The sequence below is a fragment of the Campylobacter gracilis genome (genome assembly GCF_001190745.1).
Lineage (GTDB): Bacteria > Campylobacterota > Campylobacteria > Campylobacterales > Campylobacteraceae > Campylobacter_B > Campylobacter_B gracilis.
The window spans coordinates 72,346-92,506 of sequence record NZ_CP012196.1; the positions used below are offsets into that span (position 1 = coordinate 72,346).

21 protein-coding genes and 1 CRISPR repeat array (1 of these 22 cut by a window edge) are annotated in these 20,161 nt (G+C 44.0%); of the genes, 11 read left to right on the top strand and 10 right to left on the bottom strand.

What is annotated here, in order from left to right:
* A CRISPR array of direct repeats spans nucleotides 1–1,996; the repeat unit is 37 nt; it begins 1,165 nt to the left of the window's first position.
* Nucleotides 1,997–2,218: 222 nt separating this feature from the next.
* The 9 genes from CGRAC_RS00330 (at nucleotide 2,219) to CGRAC_RS11645 (ending at nucleotide 8,230) form a co-directional block, all read left to right on the top strand.
* Complete coding sequence (locus tag CGRAC_RS00330) at nucleotides 2,219–2,824, top strand: hypothetical protein (RefSeq protein ID WP_005871601.1); 606 nt, start codon at nucleotides 2,219–2,221, stop codon at nucleotides 2,822–2,824.
* A 162-nt stretch (nucleotides 2,825–2,986) separates the two neighbouring features.
* Nucleotides 2,987–3,640: a hypothetical protein gene (locus tag CGRAC_RS00335; RefSeq protein ID WP_005871600.1), complete on the top strand. Its 654-nt coding sequence runs from the start codon at nucleotides 2,987–2,989 to the stop codon at nucleotides 3,638–3,640.
* 278 nt (nucleotides 3,641–3,918) lie between these two features.
* The gene (locus CGRAC_RS11640; protein WP_005871599.1) at nucleotides 3,919–4,092 is read left to right on the top strand and encodes a hypothetical protein; all 174 of its coding nucleotides are present in this window, start codon (nucleotides 3,919–3,921) and stop codon (nucleotides 4,090–4,092) included.
* A gap of 272 nt (nucleotides 4,093–4,364) precedes the next feature.
* Entirely contained in the window at nucleotides 4,365–5,159 is a 795-nt protein-coding gene (locus tag CGRAC_RS00340) for a hypothetical protein (protein WP_005871598.1), read from the top strand.
* A 3-nt stretch (nucleotides 5,160–5,162) separates the two neighbouring features.
* On the top strand, nucleotides 5,163–6,410 hold the full coding sequence (locus CGRAC_RS00345; protein WP_005871597.1) for a CRISPR-associated DxTHG motif protein: 1,248 nt from the start codon (nucleotides 5,163–5,165) through the stop codon (nucleotides 6,408–6,410).
* Complete coding sequence (gene csx20, locus CGRAC_RS00350; protein ID WP_005871595.1) at nucleotides 6,407–6,787, top strand: CRISPR-associated protein Csx20; 381 nt, start codon at nucleotides 6,407–6,409, stop codon at nucleotides 6,785–6,787. Before CGRAC_RS00345 ends, csx20 begins: the two co-directional genes overlap by 4 nt.
* Nucleotides 6,787–7,509: a hypothetical protein gene (locus CGRAC_RS00355; protein ID WP_005871594.1), complete on the top strand. Its 723-nt coding sequence runs from the start codon at nucleotides 6,787–6,789 to the stop codon at nucleotides 7,507–7,509. The genes csx20 and CGRAC_RS00355 overlap by 1 nt, the downstream gene beginning before the upstream one ends.
* Nucleotides 7,506–7,787 (top strand): WYL domain-containing protein, encoded by a 282-nt coding sequence (locus CGRAC_RS00360; RefSeq protein WP_040304029.1) that lies wholly within the window; start codon nucleotides 7,506–7,508, stop codon nucleotides 7,785–7,787. The genes CGRAC_RS00355 and CGRAC_RS00360 overlap by 4 nt, the downstream gene beginning before the upstream one ends.
* A 296-nt stretch (nucleotides 7,788–8,083) precedes the next feature.
* A complete protein-coding gene (locus CGRAC_RS11645) occupies nucleotides 8,084–8,230 on the top strand; it encodes a hypothetical protein (RefSeq protein WP_156187197.1) in 147 nt (48 codons plus the stop codon).
* 235 nt (nucleotides 8,231–8,465) lie between these two features.
* Here CGRAC_RS11645 and CGRAC_RS00365 read toward each other — a convergent pair whose 3' ends face one another.
* From CGRAC_RS00365 to CGRAC_RS12355, 10 genes are all read right to left on the bottom strand, one after another.
* The gene (locus tag CGRAC_RS00365; protein ID WP_050346284.1) at nucleotides 8,466–8,951 is read right to left on the bottom strand and encodes a DUF3137 domain-containing protein; all 486 of its coding nucleotides are present in this window, start codon (nucleotides 8,949–8,951) and stop codon (nucleotides 8,466–8,468) included.
* Entirely contained in the window at nucleotides 8,932–9,504 is a 573-nt protein-coding gene (locus CGRAC_RS00370; RefSeq protein WP_040304028.1) for a hypothetical protein, read from the bottom strand. Before CGRAC_RS00370 ends, CGRAC_RS00365 begins: the two co-directional genes overlap by 20 nt.
* A gap of 139 nt (nucleotides 9,505–9,643) precedes the next feature.
* Complete coding sequence (purN, locus tag CGRAC_RS00375) at nucleotides 9,644–10,222, bottom strand: phosphoribosylglycinamide formyltransferase (protein WP_005871586.1); 579 nt, start codon at nucleotides 10,220–10,222, stop codon at nucleotides 9,644–9,646.
* On the bottom strand, nucleotides 10,213–11,844 hold the full coding sequence (locus tag CGRAC_RS00380; protein ID WP_005871584.1) for an NAD(P)H-hydrate dehydratase: 1,632 nt from the start codon (nucleotides 11,842–11,844) through the stop codon (nucleotides 10,213–10,215). The genes purN and CGRAC_RS00380 overlap by 10 nt, the downstream gene beginning before the upstream one ends.
* Nucleotides 11,841–13,358, bottom strand: a complete 1,518-nt coding sequence (locus CGRAC_RS00385) for a YifB family Mg chelatase-like AAA ATPase (RefSeq protein ID WP_005871582.1) — start codon at nucleotides 13,356–13,358, stop codon at nucleotides 11,841–11,843. Before CGRAC_RS00385 ends, CGRAC_RS00380 begins: the two co-directional genes overlap by 4 nt.
* A complete protein-coding gene (gene def, locus CGRAC_RS00390; protein ID WP_005871580.1) occupies nucleotides 13,355–13,873 on the bottom strand; it encodes a peptide deformylase in 519 nt (172 codons plus the stop codon). Before def ends, CGRAC_RS00385 begins: the two co-directional genes overlap by 4 nt.
* Nucleotides 13,874–14,458: an ATP-dependent Clp endopeptidase proteolytic subunit ClpP gene (gene clpP, locus CGRAC_RS00395; RefSeq protein WP_005871578.1), complete on the bottom strand. Its 585-nt coding sequence runs from the start codon at nucleotides 14,456–14,458 to the stop codon at nucleotides 13,874–13,876.
* Entirely contained in the window at nucleotides 14,459–15,772 is a 1,314-nt protein-coding gene (gene tig / locus CGRAC_RS00400; protein WP_005871576.1) for a trigger factor, read from the bottom strand.
* Between the two features lie 157 nt (nucleotides 15,773–15,929).
* Complete coding sequence (locus tag CGRAC_RS00405) at nucleotides 15,930–17,495, bottom strand: TonB-dependent siderophore receptor (protein WP_322786805.1); 1,566 nt, start codon at nucleotides 17,493–17,495, stop codon at nucleotides 15,930–15,932.
* A gap of 54 nt (nucleotides 17,496–17,549) precedes the next feature.
* Complete coding sequence (locus CGRAC_RS12355; protein ID WP_005871573.1) at nucleotides 17,550–18,080, bottom strand: TonB-dependent receptor plug domain-containing protein; 531 nt, start codon at nucleotides 18,078–18,080, stop codon at nucleotides 17,550–17,552.
* Nucleotides 18,081–18,266: 186 nt separating this feature from the next.
* On the opposite strand from CGRAC_RS12355, the gene folE reads away from it, so the two are divergent.
* Together folE and CGRAC_RS00415 are read left to right on the top strand one after the other, a co-directional pair.
* Nucleotides 18,267–18,851, top strand: coding sequence for a GTP cyclohydrolase I FolE (gene folE / locus CGRAC_RS00410; protein WP_005871572.1), 585 nt, complete (start codon nucleotides 18,267–18,269; stop codon nucleotides 18,849–18,851).
* A 111-nt stretch (nucleotides 18,852–18,962) separates the two neighbouring features.
* Nucleotides 18,963–20,156: a NifS family cysteine desulfurase gene (locus CGRAC_RS00415; RefSeq protein ID WP_005871571.1), complete on the top strand. Its 1,194-nt coding sequence runs from the start codon at nucleotides 18,963–18,965 to the stop codon at nucleotides 20,154–20,156.
* The last annotated feature ends 5 nt before the right edge of the window (nucleotides 20,157–20,161 follow it).

Sequence of the window (20,161 nt, forward strand, 5' to 3'; positions counted from 1 at the left end):
AAACCAGTTATCTTTACTAGCCTCATTATCCTCACATCTAAATTTGATTAGAATTTCCCCGATCTAGGGGATTGAAACCAGTTATCTTTACTAGCCTCATTATCCTCACATCTAAATTTGATTAGAATTTCCCCGATCTAGGGGATTGAAACACTCTGTCATACACTAGGCTATAGAAGTCTTGTCTTTTAGATTTGATTAGAATTTCCCCGATCTAGGGGATTGAAACCTCAATTATCTTACCCTCTTTAGTGGTTCCGTAGTCCATTTGATTAGAATTTCCCCGATCTAGGGGATTGAAACAGGTCATCCTCACTCTCAAATATGATGTTCTTAATCATATTTGATTAGAATTTCCCCGATCTAGGGGATTGAAACGTTAGCTTGTACGTTAATAAGATAGCCTTTAGAGTACATTTGATTAGAATTTCCCCGATCTAGGGGATTGAAACGCTTTTCTTAGCATCTTTCAGGTACTTTTCTACTGCATTTGATTAGAATTTCCCCGATCTAGGGGATTGAAACTTTATAAACGCCTCATACCCTCGCCCAAATTTTGCGTCAATTTGATTAGAATTTCCCCGATCTAGGGGATTGAAACAATCATAGGCAGCACTCACTTCTAGAAGCATTGCTACGTCTTGATTTGATTAGAATTTCCCCGATCTAGGGGATTGAAACAATCATAGGCAGCACTCACTTCTAGAAGCATTGCTACGTCTTGATTTGATTAGAATTTCCCCGATCTAGGGGATTGAAACTCCCAACTTTACTGAGTTACGCATTTTATGCTCCTTGAATTTGATTAGAATTTCCCCGATCTAGGGGATTGAAACGCTTTTCTTAGCATCTTTCAGGTACTTTTCTACTGCATTTGATTAGAATTTCCCCGATCTAGGGGATTGAAACTTTAGGAAATGCGCTGACTCGTCCGCATAGTGTTTCACCGATTTGATTAGAATTCCCCCGATCTAGGGGATTGAAACGCCTATGCTGTAACTGCTATTGCACTCGCCGGCTGAGATCGCATTTGATTAGAATTCCCCCGATCTAGGGGATTGAAACAAGCCTTCCAACCGATTAGAAGCTCGCCAGTTGGGAGACGATTTGATTAGAATTTCCCCGATCTAGGGGATTGAAACCTTAACATTGAACTTCTCCGGGTCTATCATCATTGCTATTATTTGATTAGAATTTCCCCGATCTAGGGGATTGAAACCAGCTTGAGTAAGCTTTTTTGCCATAGTTCTCTCCTTTTACGATTTGATTAGAATTTCCCCGATCTAGGGGATTGAAACCTCAAAAGAACGATATATCTTTTGGCATCTGTCAGCGTCAGAATTTGATTAGAATTTCCCCGATCTAGGGGATTGAAACTTTTCGGCTAGAGCAATAGGATTTTGCGCATAATTAGGCTGATTTGATTAGAATTTCCCCGATCTAGGGGATTGAAACAAGCGCACGATTCTCATACGCATTTACACGAACGCCCTATTTGATTAGAATTTCCCCGATCTAGGGGATTGAAACCTGACCGTCTTTCTTAACTCCGAAGTCTTTGTCTTTGTTAGATTTGATTAGAATTTCCCTGATCTGGGGGATTGAAACCTCCACAGTTTTGATCTAAGATTTTTTCTAATCGGTCTAGTATTTAATTAGAATTTCCCCGATCTAGGGGATTGAAACGTCTGGCATTTTTTCTCCTTTCTGAAAAAGATTAATTTGTTAAAATTTGATTAGAATTTCCCCGATCTAGGGGATTGAAACATCGATAAGCCATATTTACTGCCGCAAAACTCGATTTTATTTGATTAGAATTTCCCCGATCTAGGGGGATTGAAACAAGATATGGTAACTTAGCATAGTAAACTCCTTGAATTAATTATTTGATTAGAATTTCCCCGATCTAGGGGATTGAAACGTTAATCCTATCTTTTAGATTTGCCATTGTATTTTCCTATTTGATTAGAATTTCCCCGATCTAGGGGATTGAGACAAACGGGTTTTGCCTCGTATGATGCTGTATGATCACGCTGATTTGATTAAATTTCAAGATATACGACTAAAATTTAATGGATTTTTTAAAAGCACTCCGTAAATTGACAGAATTTGACAACTAAACTCCTTATAATCACGCTCAAAGTTGATATGGCGGGTTTGAATTCTATGAATAATTTTGTTATTTTTCGAAAAAGAATTTTAAAATAAAGGAGAAAGTATGAAAATTTTGTTTAAAGTGTTTTTGCTTGGTTTGATCGGAGTTATGTTTTCTGGTTGTTTTATCGTAATGCCGCCTGATAAAGAAACGGTAATGGCTCAGCAACTAGATGTTTGGTGTATCCTTAGAGAGAATAAGGATAAGGAAAGATATGAGGAATCTAAACGTAAGGCGGAGTCGTTCCTTGATAAAGATAAATATGGAGATAGAGTTCAAATAGCTCCGAGAGGAGAGTATAGCGTTTCGCTATTAGATAGAGCTTTTAGTGGTGACAATCACCCGGGACTATATTGGCGAGAATATGGTATGGTGTATAAGCCGATAACTTGCGACAGAGAAAATAAAAAGCTTAACATGGTTGTAGAAATCACACCTCATAAAGTTAAAGCTCAGAATGAGAAAGATAAGATGGAGGGAGACGCTTACACCTTTATTGATTCTTTTAAAAAACAAACGGCTGAAGCACTTTATTCCTCTAAGGAGATCGGAGAGCTAATGGAGTTAGGCTCATCACTCGATCTAATTTTTATTGATTATGAAACAAGAAAAGAGATCGATAAAAGTACTTATGATTTTGCGGGTTACAAAGCGTATAATGAAAAGTAAGTATAAGTTTACCTATCGGAAATTGATTATCGAGTATTCGTCGCGAGAGTTAAATAAGATAGCTAATTTTGCTTTGCTTCAATTGGAAGGCGATGCAACGGATAGAATAACCGGCTTTTCAAATTGCCCGATTGTTTATAAATTTAAAGGAAGGAAAATGTTATGAGAACACTGTTTTTGGTATTAATTGCTCTATTTTTAATAGGATGTGTAGAACCGGACCCGGAAAGCTACTATGGAAGGGTTAATAGAAAAGATGAGTTTACGACTAACTTTCAAAGTAGAAGGCTAGCCAATGAGCTAATCGTCTTATTTGATATGGGCGAAAAATCTCAATATGGAAACGATTACTTTGATAATTCGCTTAAGATAGCCGATTATGAAAACGATGTAAAGCTTTCGGAAGTTAAAAGCTTTTTAGCTTCAAAAGGAGCTGCGCCGTTACGCGTTTATGAGCGCGCAGTTAAGAGTAGCGGTAAAAATAAGTTTAAAAGGTATTCGGGCAGGCTGAATGCCGAAGTTGTTGCTCTAGTTCCTTTCGACACTCAGTTCCGAAAAGCGCAAAAGAACTGCTTTGATGGCACTTCCCTATGCTTATTTAACGAATTTCCTTTGCTAACCGAAACGGATGTGGAAGGAGATATGGCTTCAATGATGATAAATTTTGTTGAAGTAAAATCGGCTTTCAATAACTATCAAGATGGCTTTACGCCAGTAAAGATCATCATCCATACCGCAACTTATACCGGTGCGAAGCTCAACGCTATCTTAAGTAAAATTCCGAAAAAAGCATTTGAAAATAATGAGTTAAACTAAATAAGAGAGTCGGATGAATGAGCTAGAATGGCTCAATAAATATGGCTTTTGCTAGGAATGATTTTAGGCGGCGAGGAATTCGGTTAGAATTTCCCCGATCTAGGGAATCGGTTCCTCTTTACACCTAAAATTTTCAATCTATCCTCCTGATTTAATTAAAATTTCCCTCTCATTTTTCAAGGTTTCCCCTTGGCTGACAGAATCTGACACTATGGCTCACTATAATTGCGTTCAAAGTCGGAGGTAAAACGTCGACGAGATCAATTAAAGGAGTTGTAATGAAAAAGATTGTGTTGTCGCTAGCAGCGGCTGGAGTTATGAGTGGCGCTTTGGCGCAAGAGGTACCGAATTTAGCCAATATCGCTCCGAGCAATTACGGCTCGTACGTCCCTACGCTTGATTTTTACATCAAAGGCAAGGATATAACGAACAGTGCGTCTTTTGCGATTTGAAGGAGATCTATTTTATATTACTTTTATTAAAAATAGGTGCGAGAAGTAAATATATTTTAAGCAAATAAAAAATAATCTATGCTAAAATATCAAAAATTAATAGATAGGAGTATAAATGGCAAAATACCTTTACGGCGCGAGCATTCAAGGCATACAAGAGTATATTTGCGCCACTGGAAGATGGAAAGAACAAACTAAACAAAAAAGCCGGAAAAAGACAGAGACTATCAAGATACGTTAAAGATAATGGAGATGCTAAAGGAATTTAAAAAATGACGCATTATGAAAAAAGAAATTTTCAAAAAATAATCGTTTCGCTTTTGGGAAGCTCTCTTTTAGAGCGTAAGGCGTTTTTTATCATCGCGGGCGTATTGCTGTTTTTCGCTTGGTTACCGGACGGAATGTCGTCGCTGCTAGATAAAATTTTCGGCGGCGAAATTTTAAAATGGAGCGCCAAAGACGGCACTATGCTGGTTCAAATTTTAGGCTCTATAGCGATCTTTTGCGCAATTAAGCATATAATTCCTAAAAGCGTTCCAAACGTTGATATAGATATAAATGATAGACCCAAAAGAGCTAAAGTTCTGGTGCTATTTTTAAGCGAAAATAATAGCGGAATAGAAGAAATTTTGAAATTTAAAACTATCGATGAGTATGGAAGAAATAATTATAGAATGCCGCTAAAAGCGATAGATTATCACAAACAAAGGCTGAAAAAGATTATAGTCGCTTGTTCTGAAAAATCTCACGGAGATAGAGAGAAATTTTTAAAATGCGTGCAAAATCTCTTTGGCAAGGAGCTCGCGGATATGACAAATGTACGATATATAAAGAATTTCGAAGACGCAAAAAGCGTCTATAAATTTTTAGAAAGCGCATATAGCCAGCTTGGGCAAGAGGGTTTTATAGAGGACGACATTGTATTTGATGTTACGGGAGGACAAAAGGCGATAAGTATAGCCGGAGCGATGTTTGCGATACCCAACGACAGGCATTTGCAGTACGTCTCCACTAGCGATTATACTGTCAAACACTATGATTTAACATATATGCAAAATGAGGAATAAAATATGAAAGTTGTAACAATTTTAGGTATAGGACGCGCAAAAGAAAAATTTGAGGATAGACCCGTTTATAGATATGATGATAAACTAGGCAGTTTTTACTCTTTAAAGAAACAAAGATATACAAATATGCTCCCACTTCTAATTGATAATTTTGGCGAGCAAAACATCATACCTATTTTCACTAAAGATGCTAAAGATACTAACATAGAAGTTTTAAAAAAAGAATTTGATATAGAATATTGTGAATTTTTTAAGGATGAAAATTTCATAGATAGCGATAAAGATTTTTACAAAATTTTACGCATCATAAATGACGTAACGTCAAACAATGAAGAGTATATAATAGATTTAACGCATGGTTTTAGGCATATCCCCATATTAGCTACCATTTCGCTTATATCACAAAGCCTAAACAATACAGATAAAATCAAGCATATATTTTTCGCAAAAGAGATGGAGCCTTATAAAGATTATGAAATAATCGATTTAAAAGAGTATTTAGAGCTTGCAAATATGTCGTATGTGCTAGAAACTTTTAATCATAATTACACGGTTTCATTAGTTTCTAAATTTAAAAATAAGAATTTTTGCAACCTCATAAGTCGGTTATCAACTATCTCTAATCATATACTATCGAATTCGCTAAAAGCCCTTAATAAAGATGTCGACAAAATTCTAAGCGATATAGATTTTATTTTGAAGAATGAGCAAATAGAAACTTTTAAAGGCAGTCTTGAAGATATACAACGACACATAAGGGAGCTTCAAGATATAGGCAAAGAAAAAGATTCCATAAAATTTTATAGAATGTCTAAAATTCTAAACTCCAAAGGTTATTTATTAAATGCTATAACTTTACTATTCGAGGCTATAGGATATTACTGCGCGGAAAGCTTTGAGTGCTTTGGCGACGATATAAAAGCGCATATAAATAACTTTAAAAACAGCAGAAAATTTAATGCTTATGATTTGACGCATGAGTCTAGGACTATTGTAAAAAAAATGGGATTGAGGAATGGGGCCTATTTAACAAGCATCGCTGTGCATGATAATATACAAAAGAAGCTAGAAAGTATAAAAACTCTTGGTGCCTTTAGGGATTTTATAAAAGATGCCGAAAAATTAAGAAATAATCTAGCTCATGGTAATGCCAACGAAAGGATAGAAGACTCAAAGCAAGAGTTATCAAGATTATTAGATAAATATAATTCATTTTGTATACAGCAAAATATATTGGGAAATAAAATATGAAAATCCTCTTTACACTAATAAACCACACCTTGACGTCGGAGCAAGAAGAAGACGCGAGGAAGAATTTAAATGTCGATAAATTCATAAATATAGCCGATGCGAGGTGGAGCGATATTGACCCGTCCGAAAAAAGCGTAATAAAATTCGTTGAAGCGTATAAAGATAAACTTAAAAAGCAAGCAAAAGCGGGCGATGTATTGCTGGTGCAGGGTGATTTCGGAGCGACTTATAATATGATAAGGTTTGCTAAAAATATGGGTCTGATAGCCGTGTATGCGACTACTAACCGCATCGTAAGTGAGCAGGTAGAAAACGGCAAAGTCGTGATTAAACGAGAATTTAAACACGCAAGATTTAGAGAATACGAGGAGTTATAATGTCATCAGATGCAGAAAATAAAACGATAGTTATCTTTGAAATTTTAAAAAAGCTAGTTGCAAAGCAAGAAATTTATCTTACCGATACAGAGCTTTTAGATGAGTTAAGGATTAAGGAAAGAACGCTTAGAAGGTATATGGGCGAAATCGACAAGTTATTTCCGTATGCTTTTAGGATAGAAAGCAAGCTCATAGGGCATGGCAAGAGACCGGTAAAAGTATTAAGAGTATATGACAAAAACAAAGATATAATCGGCGTTTTAAAATGTCTTTTAGAATATGGCAATGATCTAGGCTGGCTAATTAGTTTATTAAACGACAATGATCCTAGGTTGTTTAACGATTTAGATAAACATGAAAAAGAGAAGGTATCTAAACAATTAAAAGAGGATTCGGATATATTTTTATTTAGAACTAATCCCTTGGAGGTTTTGCAAGATGAGCTAAGTAAAAGATATTTAAGCGAGCTTCGCAATGCCGTTAAAAATAAAGAATGCCGAAACATCAAGTATAAATATATCGGTGAAATGGAGAATTTAATCGATGCGAAATGTCTAAAGATAGTTTTTACAGATAGTAATTGGTATCTGGCTATCGAGGATGCCGATGGAAATTTTAGGCTTTTAAGAGTGGCTTTTATCGTATCGCTTAGTAAAAGCTCAAAAAAATACGAAGGAAAGATATTGAAGGAATACGAAACGTATTTCAATAAAATACTATGAGCTTGCCCTCCAAGCCGACGCGAATAGCACTATTAAAAGCTTCTCCGAAAGTGGCTATATATTTTAAGGAGGGCATGAAGCTGTTTTTCCCAACTCAAAAATTTAAAAAGAAGCTAGCGGATGGTAGCATTATTTTTAGCATAGATTTTACTCAGGATATGGAGATATTGCCGTTTATAAAAAAGTGGCTTCCAGATATCGAGATACTAGAGCCAAAAGATCTGAGAGAAACCTTTAAAGAGCAATTAAAAGCGGCTCTTGATATATTAAGTGAGTAGAAAAGACACGCGTTGTCGCGCTAATAGTGAAACGAAATTTGCCCTGAGTCTATTCACGCACCACGAAGCGGTAAAATTTTAGAGGGTTTGATGAAATTTAGGACGCACAAAGCCTCGTCGCAATCTCATATAAAGATCGTGTGGCGTAAGCGGCAGTGGCAAGATCATAATGCTATACAGAGCGGATTTGCACGAGCATAAATTTATAGGCGAGTTATAAAATCTAATTAAAATTTAACGCAAAATCTCATAAAAATTCCATTCGGTAGATTTTTGCAACTAACATGTCATCATTAATGCTTAGTATTGTCTTGGACGAAAGCGGAGCCGAAAAGCTTCTAGGCGCAGGTGATATGCTAGTAAAACTAAGTGGTTCGCAGCCGCAGCATATATTTGCGCCGTATTTAAGCAAAGGCGATATTAAACGGCTAATAGATCGCTGATTTTGTCACAATATGCTAGGATAAAATAGCTAAGAGCCCTATAAATCCTATGTCGCAAAATTTATGTCGCTACAAGAATTCTATAAATTCCATGACTTAAATGCGCCGCGGAATTTCAGGCGGAATTTTGTTGTAGCGGTTGCGGCGTAGTAGCGCATAAATTTAAAGCAAAATTTCAAAATTTTGCGGCGGCGCAAAGCCTCCGTATTTGCGGATTTAAGGTCAAATTTAGAATTTAATCTTGCCAGATATTTTCGTTTAGTTTCAGACTTTTTACGATGGAGAGAAAGAATAGAAGCTCGTGCTTGATAAACGAGGCGGGATCAAAGCTCAATACGCTGCGATCTACGCTAGGCTCGAAACTATCGTATCCCGTGCGGATGAAAATATAGACGTTTCTGCCCGAAAAGCTTAAACTGATCGGTCCGCCGGCACCGCTTCTAAAGCGAAGCAAGCGCCGCATAAAGGCGGGTGCGAGGGCATACATTGCAGACACCGCATCGGCGCTATATACGCTAAATGCGGAGCTAAACTCGCTATCATCCATCACGATCTTCTTAAGTCCGCCAAGTGTTGGTCTCGCGCTGAGCGAAGGCAGGATCACTGCCACCGAGTTTACGCGCTTTTTAAATTCTGCGTAGAAAAAAATCCCCCTGCTGCTACGTCGTTCGTCGGTGTGGGTCACGCAGACATCGGCAAAGCTAAAAAAATACTCCGTCATAAACGCCGGAAATTTTATCTTCGCAATCAAAATAGCTTATGCCGTCCACAAATAGGCCGCTAGCGCGCAGATACGCCGGCCGAAACGAGCCTGAAATTTCATAGCGGTAGCCTAGGCTTGCGATATAAGGCGTGATATATTGGTGTTTAAATGCGCGGACGAATTTTTTGGATCTGTTGTGTTTGATTTGCTCTAGCGCAGCACCCGCGATATTAAATAACGAAAGGCAGATGGTTACGAGTGCGATGACGAAGCGTAAGGTATCATTCTTGAGTTCTATGCCTTTGGCAAGTATCCACAGCAAGATGCAAAAGATAAATACGCGCACTATATTTGCATCTTTATTCACTACTCTATAAGAGATATTGCCGCAGCTAAATGCCACTATGATCCAGCAGAGAATCATTGCTGCATTTTGATCTCTAAAATTGAAAAATAGCCACAGCGCCGAGGCCAGCACTGCTAGTACTATTATCGAAAACGCCGTACCTTTGTGCTGCTCCGCCTCATCCAGGATGCCGAGCCTTAGTTTTTCCGGTTCGTTTGCGGTCATCTTTCTCTTTCTAAATTTATCGAAGCAAATTTTAAAATTTAGCTTCGAATTCGCCCCTAAATTTAAAGGTCTGAGCTTTAAATTTACAAAATTCCGCGGAATTCGCTCTTTAAATTTAGCGCGAATTTCTGCGCTAAATTTAGCTTTGGCACAAAATTTCTACGACCACCTGCGGCAATAGCTCATGTTCGATCTCGTGGATTTTGGTCTCGTAAGCCTCAAAGCTCATGCCCGCGCTCTTTTCAAACGCACGCTGAGCGATGATCGCGCCGCCGTCAAGCTCCTCGCTGACCCAGTGCACGCTCACGCCGCCCACCTTCATATCGCTCTCAAAGCTCTGCTCTATCGCGTGCGCGCCCTTAAAAAGGGGCAGCAGCGACGGGTGCAAATTTATCGCGCGAACCCTGCTCGTAAAAACGGGCGTGAGAATTCGCATAAAGCCCGCAAGTACCGTAAGCTCCGCGCCGCTTTTTTCGATCTCGCGCACGAGCGCGGCGTCGAATTCCTCGCGGCTAGCGAAGTCTTTGTGATTTAGGATCACGCTTTGAAGTCCGAATTTTGCGGCCTTTGCGATACCGCCGGCGTCGGCTTTGTTGCTTAGCGTTAGCACGACTTCGATCTTAGTTTCGCCAAAAGTTTTGCCGTGCAGCTTCTGCAAAATAGCCTCTAAATTCGAACCGCCGCCGCTAAAAAGCACGGCGAGCTTTTTTACAGCCATTTTACCTCCTCGATGAGATCGAGCGGATTTAGCGCGTAGGAGTTTTTGGCGAAGGCTCGCGCGGCGAGTGCGTGGGCTAGGACGCCGCAGATTGAGGCTTGCAGAGGCGAGTAGCTTTGCGCGAGCAGCCCGCCGATGAGCCCTGCGAGCACATCGCCGCTGCCGCCCTTTGCGAGCGCGGCGCTGCCCTTGTCGCAGACGTAGGTGATGCCTGCCTGCGCAATGAGCGTGTTTGCGCCCTTTAGCACGAGCACACCGCTAAATTTTTCGCTCCACGCCCGCGCAAGCTCGAAGCGGCGCCCTTGCAGCTCGCTCACGCTAAGATCTGCGATACCCGCGATCTTTAAAAGCGAGCAAAACTCCTTCGGATGGGGCGTTAGGATTAAATTTGAATTGGCGTTTAACAGGCTTAAAATTTCGCTCTCGTAGCATAGATCGGCGTCGATGACGCAGCTTTTGTCCCGCAGCGCGGCAAGATCGATCTTCCGCTCCCCGAGGCCGCAGCCGCAGACTACGACCCGCGCGGCATCGAATGAGCTTTTTTGCATCAAAATCGGGCTCAGATTTAATGGTCCCTCACTAACGACGCTAACGAGCCCGCTGCCGATCGCGTGAGCCGCTAGGGCCGCCATCTGCGCCGCTCCGCTCATCTGTCCGCTTACGACGTAGGTGTGCCCGAAATCGCCCTTGTTGGTGTTTTGCTTCCTGCGTAGCGGCAGCTTCAGATCGCTTTTTTGAAGCAGAAAATATTCGCTCCGTCCTTCGAAATTTGAGCGCGAAATTCCAAGATTTGCGACCTTGATCTGCCCTACATAATCCTTCGCGCCGTCCGAAAACAGCGCGAGTTTGAGCGCTCCCATCGCGATCGTCAGATCCGCGCAAAATGCACCGCCTAAAATGCGCCCGAACTTGTCGATGCCGCTTGGGATATCTACGGCGATTTTTAGGGATTTTGAGCTATTTGCGAGAGATAAAATTTCACAAATTTCAGAGCTTAAGGCTTTGTTTAAACCGCTACCGAAAATTCCGTCGATTATGCAGTCTGCGTTTATAATCTCATCGTGCAGGATGCTCGGCTCGCCGTATTCGTTGCCTAGGTTGCCGTGCTCGCCGCTGCGTCCCGCGATCTCAAATTTTGCGCTTAATTTATCGCCGTCACACGAAATGTCTGCACCGCTTAGGCTTTCGAGCTCTCCCCGCGGCTCGCTTGCGCCAGTGCCTTTTAAAGAGGAGCCGTCTACGCTTTCATGCGCGCAGGCATCCTTGCTAGACGCTTCCTCTACGTGCTCGCAAGCGTCTTTTACGCTCGAGATATCGATAAGTTTAACGCCCGCAGCCCGCGCCGCATCCGCTTGAAATTTGCCCGCCGCGCTTCTATTTTCGAGCACGCAAAGCGCCGTGCAGCTAAAATCCCCGCTTAATTTTCGCAGCGCCGCCATCGCATCCGCGCCGTTGTTTCCGCCGCCGCAAAGTGCTAAAATGCGCGAGCCCTTTTTGAGTCGCTTTCTGATCTCGCCCTCGATCTTGCAAGCGGCGTTTTCCATTAAAATTTGCTCGCCAAGTCCAAATTTTGCGCTTGCTCGCGCGTCGAGTTCTGCGGTGCTAAAGAAAATTTTTTTCAAATTTCGCTCCTTATGCGAAAGCTAAGAGCCTCCAAAATATGCGCCTTAGCGATGATCTCTGCGCCTGCTAGATCGGCAATCGTGCGCGCGAGCTTTAGCGTCTTATTTACGCCGCGCTGCGAAAGATCGTAGCGGGTGATCGCCGTTTGCAGAACCTCTCGCGCAGCGCTTTCGCAGACGCAAAATTTTTTGGTCTCCTCGTCGCGCAGCTTTGCGTTTAGTTCGCTCTGCCCACGAGCCTTTTGTGCGCAAAACGCCCGTAGCACCGCATCAGCCATCTCCTCGCTGCAAACGTCGCTTCTGTCGTCCGCACCGGTCTCGTCCATCGCGACGTATATGTCGATGCGATCCAGTAGCGGCGCGGAGATCGTGTTTTTGTAGCGCCTGATGTCGTTTAGCGAGCAGGTGCAGGTGAGGTTTTTGGAGAATAAATTTCCGCACGGGCAGGGGTTTTGCGCCGCGACGAAGATAAATTTCGTTTGGTATTCGACCTTGGAATTTACGCGCGAAATCAAAATTCTATTATCCTCCAGCGGCTCGCGCAGGCTTTCTAAAATTTGCTTGCCGAAGTGCGGCAGCTCGTCGAAAAACAGCTCGCCGCCGTTTGCAAGCGCGACCTCGCCGATTTTTGCGCCGCTACTGCCGCCGCCGAAAATCGAGCTGCGCGTGCTGGTGTGGTGCGGCGAGCGGAAGGGGCGCAGCGCGCTAAAATCGACGTCTTTGTTATTTAGCGACTCGTAGGCGCACGAGAGCAGCACTTCGCCTAGGCTCTGCGGAGGCAGAATTCTGGCTATTCGCTTTGCGCACATGCTTTTGCCACATCCCGGGCTGCCCTCAAAGAGGATGTTGTGCATGCCGCACGCGGCGATCAGGCTCGCGCGCTTGGCGCGCTTTTGTCCTTTTACGTCTTTGAAATCAAGCGAAAAATCGCGGTTAGGGACGTAAGCTTGCCCGCCAATCTCCACGACGTTTTTAAAAAGCGGATGGGTTTCTCGCATGAGCCTGCTTGCGGCAAATTCCTCGTCTAAAAAAAATCTGACCGCATCGCTTAGGCTATCCACCGCATAAACGTCGTAGTTTGGGATCGTGCAGGCCTTTAGAGCAATGCTTTGCGGCACTAAAATTTTAGCGCGCTTCACCTTCGTGCTTAAAAAAAGCAGGATCGAAAAGAGGCTCGCCGTGCTCTTTAAGCTGCCGTCTAAACCGAGTTCGCCGAAGACGAAGAAATCGCCGTCGATGCGCTCTTTTTGCAGCGCGATTAGAAGCGCGATCGCAAGATCGAAGTGCGAGCCGTTTTTGGGCGTGTCGGAGGGGGAGAGATTTATGATGATTTTGGACGCGGGAAATTTAAAATTTAAGCTCATAAGCGCGGCTTTTACGCGGCTCTCACTCTCTTTTATCGTAGCTCCTGCAAGGCCTACGATATTAAATCCAGGCAGCCCCCGCACGAATGTCGACTCGACCTCTACGGGGATCAGTGCATCCGTGAAGGCAGCGCATTTTAGGGATTTCATTTCGATTTTTCTTTTAGGCTTTTTTTGAATTCTTTATCAAATTTTTTGCGTTTATTGTATCCGATGCGCTCGATGAAAAGATGTCCGTCGAGGTGGTCCATCTCGTGCTGGATACAGACGGCTAGCAGTTCGCTAGCGTCCATTTCGTGGGTATTGCCGGCGCGGTCTTGAAACTGCACCGTGATAAACTCGGCGCGTGTTACGTCCTCGTAAAAGCCGGGCACCGACAGGCAGCCCTCCTGAAATACGACCTCGCCTTCCTTTTTTAAAATTTGCGGATTGATGATCTCGATGAGGTCTTTTTTGTCTTGGATTTTTTCCTCATTGGCTAAATTTATGATCAAAGCGCGCACGGGCCTTCCTACCTGGATGGCGGCAAGGCCTATGCCGTTTTTTGCGATCATCGTCTCATACATATCGTCTAAAAGCTCGCCCAGCGCCGCGTCGAATTTCACGACTTCGATCGATCTTTGATATAGCTTTTTATTCGGATAGGTAAGGACGTTCAGGATCATCTATTTAAAGCTCTTTTGAAGTACTTGATCGATCAAGCCGTATTGTACGGCATCCTCGGCGCTCATGAAAAAGTCGCGATCGGTGTCTTTTTCGACCTGCGCGAGATCTTTGCCGGAATTTTGCGAAAGGATGCCATTTAAAATTTCTTTCATTCGTAAAATTTCTTTGGCTTGGATCTCGATGTCGGTAGCTTGGCCTTGCGCGCCGCCGAGGGGCTGGTGGATCATTATGCGCGAGTTTGGAAGCGCGTAGCGTTTACCTTTGGCTCCGCAGCTTAGCAAAAACGCCCCCATCGATGCCGCTTGACCGATACAGATCGTGCTTACGTCGGGCTTGATGTAATTCATCGTATCATAAATGCTAAATCCGCTCGTAACCACGCCGCCAGGGGAGTTGATATATAGATAGATATCCTTATCCGGATCCTCCGCCTCCAAAAACAGAAGCTGCGCGACGATCGAGCTTGCTACCGCGTCGTCGATCTCGCCGCTAAGCATTACGATACGATCTTTTAGCAGCCTCGAGTAGATGTCGTAGCTGCGCTCTCCGCGACTAGTTTGTTCGATAACGTAAGGAATCACCATCTATTCGCCCTTCTCTTCTTTTTTGCCTTGTTTGGAGAAAATATCGTTAAATAGCTTCTCCTCGATTAGCGCCATTTTAACGGCCGGCAGCATGCCGTTGTTGCGGTACCTATCTAGGTGCTCTTTCGGGTTTGCGCCGTAGGTATAGGCCTCCATATAGACCGCTTGGACGAGCTCCTGATCGCTCACATCGATATTGCGTTTTTTGGCTAGCTCGTCGATTAGGAATGTCAGTTTGACGCTGTTTTCGGCAGCCTTTCTAAACTCTTCGCGCTTTTTATCCAGGGCGTCTTTGTTGTTTTTAAATTCCTCGATCTGCTCTTTTGAAAAGCCGCTCCAGGCGTTGTTAAACTGTAAATTTATCTCCTGCTCGACAATCGCTTTTGGAAGCGCGAAGTTAAATTTCTCGGCGAGCGCGTCGGCAAATTTAGGCTTTAGATCCTCGTTTATCAGCTTTTGAAGCTTATCGTTTTTGATGCGCTCTTTGATGCGCGCTTCAAATTTCTCCTTGCTCGGCTCTTTCTCGCCCGGAAGCGCTTGTTTTAGCTCCTCCTCGCCGAGCTCTTTGGCAGGCTTTTTAGCCTGAATTTCGTGAAGCTTGACTTTAAAGATCGCGTCCTTGCCGGCTAAGCTTTTCGCGCCGTAATCTTGCGGAAATTTAACCGCTACGTCGCGTTCCTCACCCACTCTAAGCCCGATCATTCCGTCTTCAAAGCCAGGGATGAATTGATTTGATCCGATCTGAAGGACGTAATCCTGCGCCTTGCCGCCGTCGAATGGCTTGCCATCCACGAAGCCTTCGAAGTCGAATTTTGCAAAATCGTCTTTGGCTAGAATTTTTTTGTTGGTTTTAGAAAGCGGAGCGATCATCTGCAAAAATTCCGCTACTTTCTCGTCGATCTCTTTTTGAGTAACTCGCGGGCTGCTAAACTTAGGAATCAGCTCCTCGTACCCTTCTACGCTAACTTCTGGTCTGAAAGAAATTTCGATCTCCACATCGATATCGCCGTTTTTTTCATCAAATTTAGAAAAGACCGGCTCGGATAAAATTTCATCTTGTTTTTTCTTTAAAATTTTAAGAGACTCGTCGATCATATTTTTAAGAAGCTCCTGCTTTGCATCGCCCTCAAGCTGCTTGCCGTATCGCTTCAAAACCACCGCGGTAGGCACTTTACCCTGTCTGAATCCGTCGATTCTTAGCTGCTTGGAGGCCTTTTTGGCTAGCTCTTCTACTTTGGCTGCGATCTGCTTTGCTTCGATCTTGCTCGCAGCTACCGCATTTGCGGCGTCTTTCATTTTTGCTTTTACTTCCATAAAATTCCTTTAGAAAATTTAAAAATAGCGAATAATATATCAAAAAATTTCTTATTTAAAGTATAAATTCCTAAAATTTGCCGAGCCTAAGCGGTTTGTATTTATCAAAATTTTAAAATTTTAAAAGCCTGCCTTAAAATTTAAAGCAGGCTTGAGGTTAAAATTTTACCGATACGTTAAACATAAACTGCCGCGCGTAGCCCATTTGAATAGGTATCACGCTCGTGGTTGTGCCGGTTGAGGATGAGGTATAGTATTTTTTGTCGGTCAAATTTTTGACATTGAACGAAAAATTCGTATCATAGCCCGAAATTTTAGTATCGTAGCTCACGAAGGCGTCATAAACTACGGCGTGAGGCAGCTTAAACGCCGTTCCTGCGGGCACGTTCGGTAGGTTCGTACGCATATAGTAGGTGTACCACGAGCCGAAATATCGCGCGCCGCCGCCGAGCCTAAGCCCCTTTGCGCCTAGATGTGCGAAATCGTAGTTGGCAAATAGGCTTGCTTGGTGCTTCGGCGTCGCTTCCAGCGGTTTGCCGATTAGCACCGCAAAAGCGCCGTCGTCCTCGCGCACCCTCGTTTTGGTGTATGCGTAGCTCGCCGACATGCTAAGCCCCTGCGTCACGCGCCCGTTTATATCGAGCTCAAATCCTCGCGAGCGGGCCTTGCCGATCGTCTCGCTTATATTATTTACCGTTCGCAGGATGTTTCTTTTATCGATATTAAACACCGCCGCGCCTGCAGTGACGCGATCGTTTTGAAATTTAGTGCCGAACTCCAAAGATTTGCCTTCCTCCGGCTTTAGATCGCCGCCTATCGCCTCGCCTATGGACATCTGCGGCGTGAAGCTTTGTGCGTAGTTAGTATATACCGACCACTGCGGACTTAACAGGTACAAAAGCCCGCCCTGATAGGTCGTAGCAGCCTTTTTCTGATCGGTGCTGTTCGGTCCTCGCCAGCTTTGTTTGGCTACTTGATCGTAAAATTCCCTACGCACGCCCAAAGAAAGTATCAACTCGTCGGTTAAATTTATATTATCTTGCGTGTAAAGTCCGATCGTTCTTAGTTTTTGATATTGTATTTTTGGCTCTCTATCGTTCGTTAAGACGGCGCCCGAAGCGGTCTGTCCGGTAAGCATATTGATGCGTCCTGCGGTGCCTTTTAGCGCGCCCGGACGGTATCTGTAGTAGTTTTTGTAATCCGTGCCGAAAAGAACGTCGTGCTTAAGCGGACCCGTTTCAAATTTGCCGTTTAGCGTGACGCTTGCTGCGTGCGTGCGGTGTATGAAATTATCGTAGTAGTTATACGATCGCGTCGTGCCGGTAAGGCCTTGGGGCGTGAATGGATTGTTCGGACGGACGTAGCCGTATTCGTGCTTGCTGCGCGAGAAAGCGTAAGCGCCTTTTAATATCCAATCCTCGTTAAATTCCTTCTCAAAGCCGAAATCAACCGTATCGAGCTTGCTTTGTAGTTTATTTACCGGCTCGTCGAAGCGGACTTTGCCGCTGCCGTAAATTTTACCCGTACTCGGCACCAAAAACGCGCCGCGATCCACAGGATCGGTAGAGCGGCTATGGGTGTAGCCTAAGTTTATCGAATAATCGTCTCCTTGATACGCAAGCGACGGCGCAAAGAGCGTGTTTTTTATACCGCCGAAATTTCGCCAATAATCCTTCGCGTAGTAATCGAATATAAATCTATACGCAAAGCCGCTATCTACGATCGGTCCCGCAGTATCAAATCCTGCGTCCCAATAGTTGCGGTTGCCTAGCCCGCCCTAAAGTTCATTTATAAACTCATACTGCGGCTTTTTGGTTACCATGTTTATGACGCCGCCCGGTTGCTGCGCGCCGTAGAGCATGCTCGCGGGCCCTTTTAGAACCTCGACGGATTGAATAGTTTTATTGTAGTTGTGTATCACGGCGCCCGGTACGCCGTTGCGCATAATCGAGCCGTCGCGACCCTCGCCGAAGCCACGCTTGATGATCGCATCGAAAATATTTCCCGTCGTATTTGCATAGCTTATGCCGCTTACGTTTTGCAGCGATTCGGCTAGGGTGTCTGGCTTTTTGTCCTTTAGATGCTGCTGCGTTACGACGTTTACGGTCTGCGGAATTTCTAAAATTCTCTTAGTCGTCTTGCCGATCTCGCTGCGTACGGCGCGGTAACCGTCGTCGTTATTCGCCCATTCTACGACCTCGATATCGCCTAGGTTTTCGCCCGAGGCGGAATTTGCTGCGGCGTTTTGTTCGGCGCAAGCAAAGGAAAAAAGCGCCAAAGCCGCACCAAAACTCATCTTAAATTTCATTACCGAACTCCTTGTAGATAAAGCTTATCGAAACGGCGGATTTTAAACAAAAATTTCTTAAATTTAAATATATTATCATTAACATAATGAGATTGATAAAATTTCGCGCGGAATTTTAAAATTTATCAGCGTTATAAAAGGCGTTTTTGAGTAATATCGCGCATCGATTTTAAGGAATTGCTAAAAATGGACGAAAAAAGCCGAGCTAAATTTGAAAGCTGCGTGTCGCAGATGCTTGAAATTTTAGGCGAGGATCCGAAGCGCGACGGGCTTGCGAAGACGCCGGGGCGCGTAGCTAAAGCCTATGAGTTTCTAACTAGTGGCTACGAGCTGGATCCAAAAGAAATTTTAAACGACGCGCTGTTTGAGAGCAGCAACAACGAGATGGTTCTGATAAAAGATATAGAATTTTATAGTCTCTGCGAGCACCATCTGCTGCCGATCATCGGGCGCGCACACGTCGCGTACATACCGAATAAAAAGGTCGTGGGGCTTAGTAAAATTCCGCGTATGGTAAATATTTTCGCGCGCAGGCTGCAGATCCAAGAGCAGCTTACCGAGCAGATCGCAAGCGCAATCCAAGAGGTAATCCATCCGCTCGGCGTGGGCGTGGTGCTGCAGGCGCGGCACATGTGCATGGAGATGCGCGGCGTGCAAAAGATCAACTCGACCACGACTACGTCGGCACTTAGGGGGCTTTTTATCAGCCGAAACGACACGCGTAAGGAATTTTTCGATCTAATAAATTCTCCGAAAACTTTCGGTTTTTAAAACGTCAGGCGTTAAAGAAAAATTTAGCAATTATGTTATATTATCGTGCGAAATTGATAAAAGAGCGAAATTGTCTGATTAAATTTCAGACAAATTTTAGAAAGGAATTTTATGCAGCGCGTTTATTTAGATAATAACGCCACTACGATGGTCGATCCCGAAGTTTTTGATGAGATGAAGCCGTTTTTTTGCGATAAATACGGCAACCCAAACTCCCTTCACAGCTTCGGCAGCGAGACTCACCCCGCGCTAAGAGCCGCGATGGATAGGCTCTATGCAGGACTCGGAGCTGCGGATGCGGACGATATCGTCATCACGAGCTGTGCGACCGAGAGCAATAACTGGGTTTTAAAAGGAATTTACTACGATAAAATTCTAACCGGCGAGAAGGATAATATCGTCATAAGCTCCGTCGAGCACCCCGCAATCAGCGCAACCTGTGCTTTTTTAGAAAAAATTTGCGGCGTAAAGATCACGCGCCTGGGCGTCGATAAAAACGGCTTGATCGATCTTGACGAGCTTAGCGAAAAGATCAACGACAAAACCGCGCTTGTTAGCGTGATGTGGGCAAATAACGAAACCGGCACTATCTTCCCCGTAAAAAAAATCGCACAAATCGCACACGAGCATGGCGCGCTATATCATGCCGACGCGGTGCAAGCGATAGGTAAGATAAAGGTGAACGTGCGCGATGCGGATGTGGATTTTTTAAGCCTATCCGGGCATAAATTTCACGCTCCAAAGGGCGTCGGCGCACTCTACATAAAAGATAGTAAGCCGCTTACGAGCCTACTTCACGGCGGCGAGCAGATGGGCGGACGCCGCAGCGGCACGCTAAACGTCGCGGGCATCGTGGGGCTCGGTAAGGCTTTGGAGCTAGCGAATAAATTTATGGATTTTGAGCGCACGCAGGTAAGCAGACTTCGCGATAAGCTGGAGGATGCGCTTTTACAAATTCCAAACGTAAGCGTCGTGGGCGACCGCAGCATTCGCGTGCCAAACACCATTCTTGCCTCAATCCAAGGCGTCGAGGGAGAGGCGATGCTGTGGGATCTAAATAAAGCGGGCATAGCCGCTTCTACGGGTTCTGCATGTGCGAGCGAGGCGCTTGAGAATAACCCAATAATGGAAGCAATCGGCGCGGATAAGGAGCTGGCGCATACGGCGCTAAGGCTTTCGTTATCGCGCTTTACGACGGAGGCAGAGATCGATTACGCGATCGAACATATTGGTAAAGCTATCGCCCGTTTGCGCGGGATTTCAAGCACGTTTGCTTACGCACCGCAAGGTTATGAGAAGAAATAAAGGAT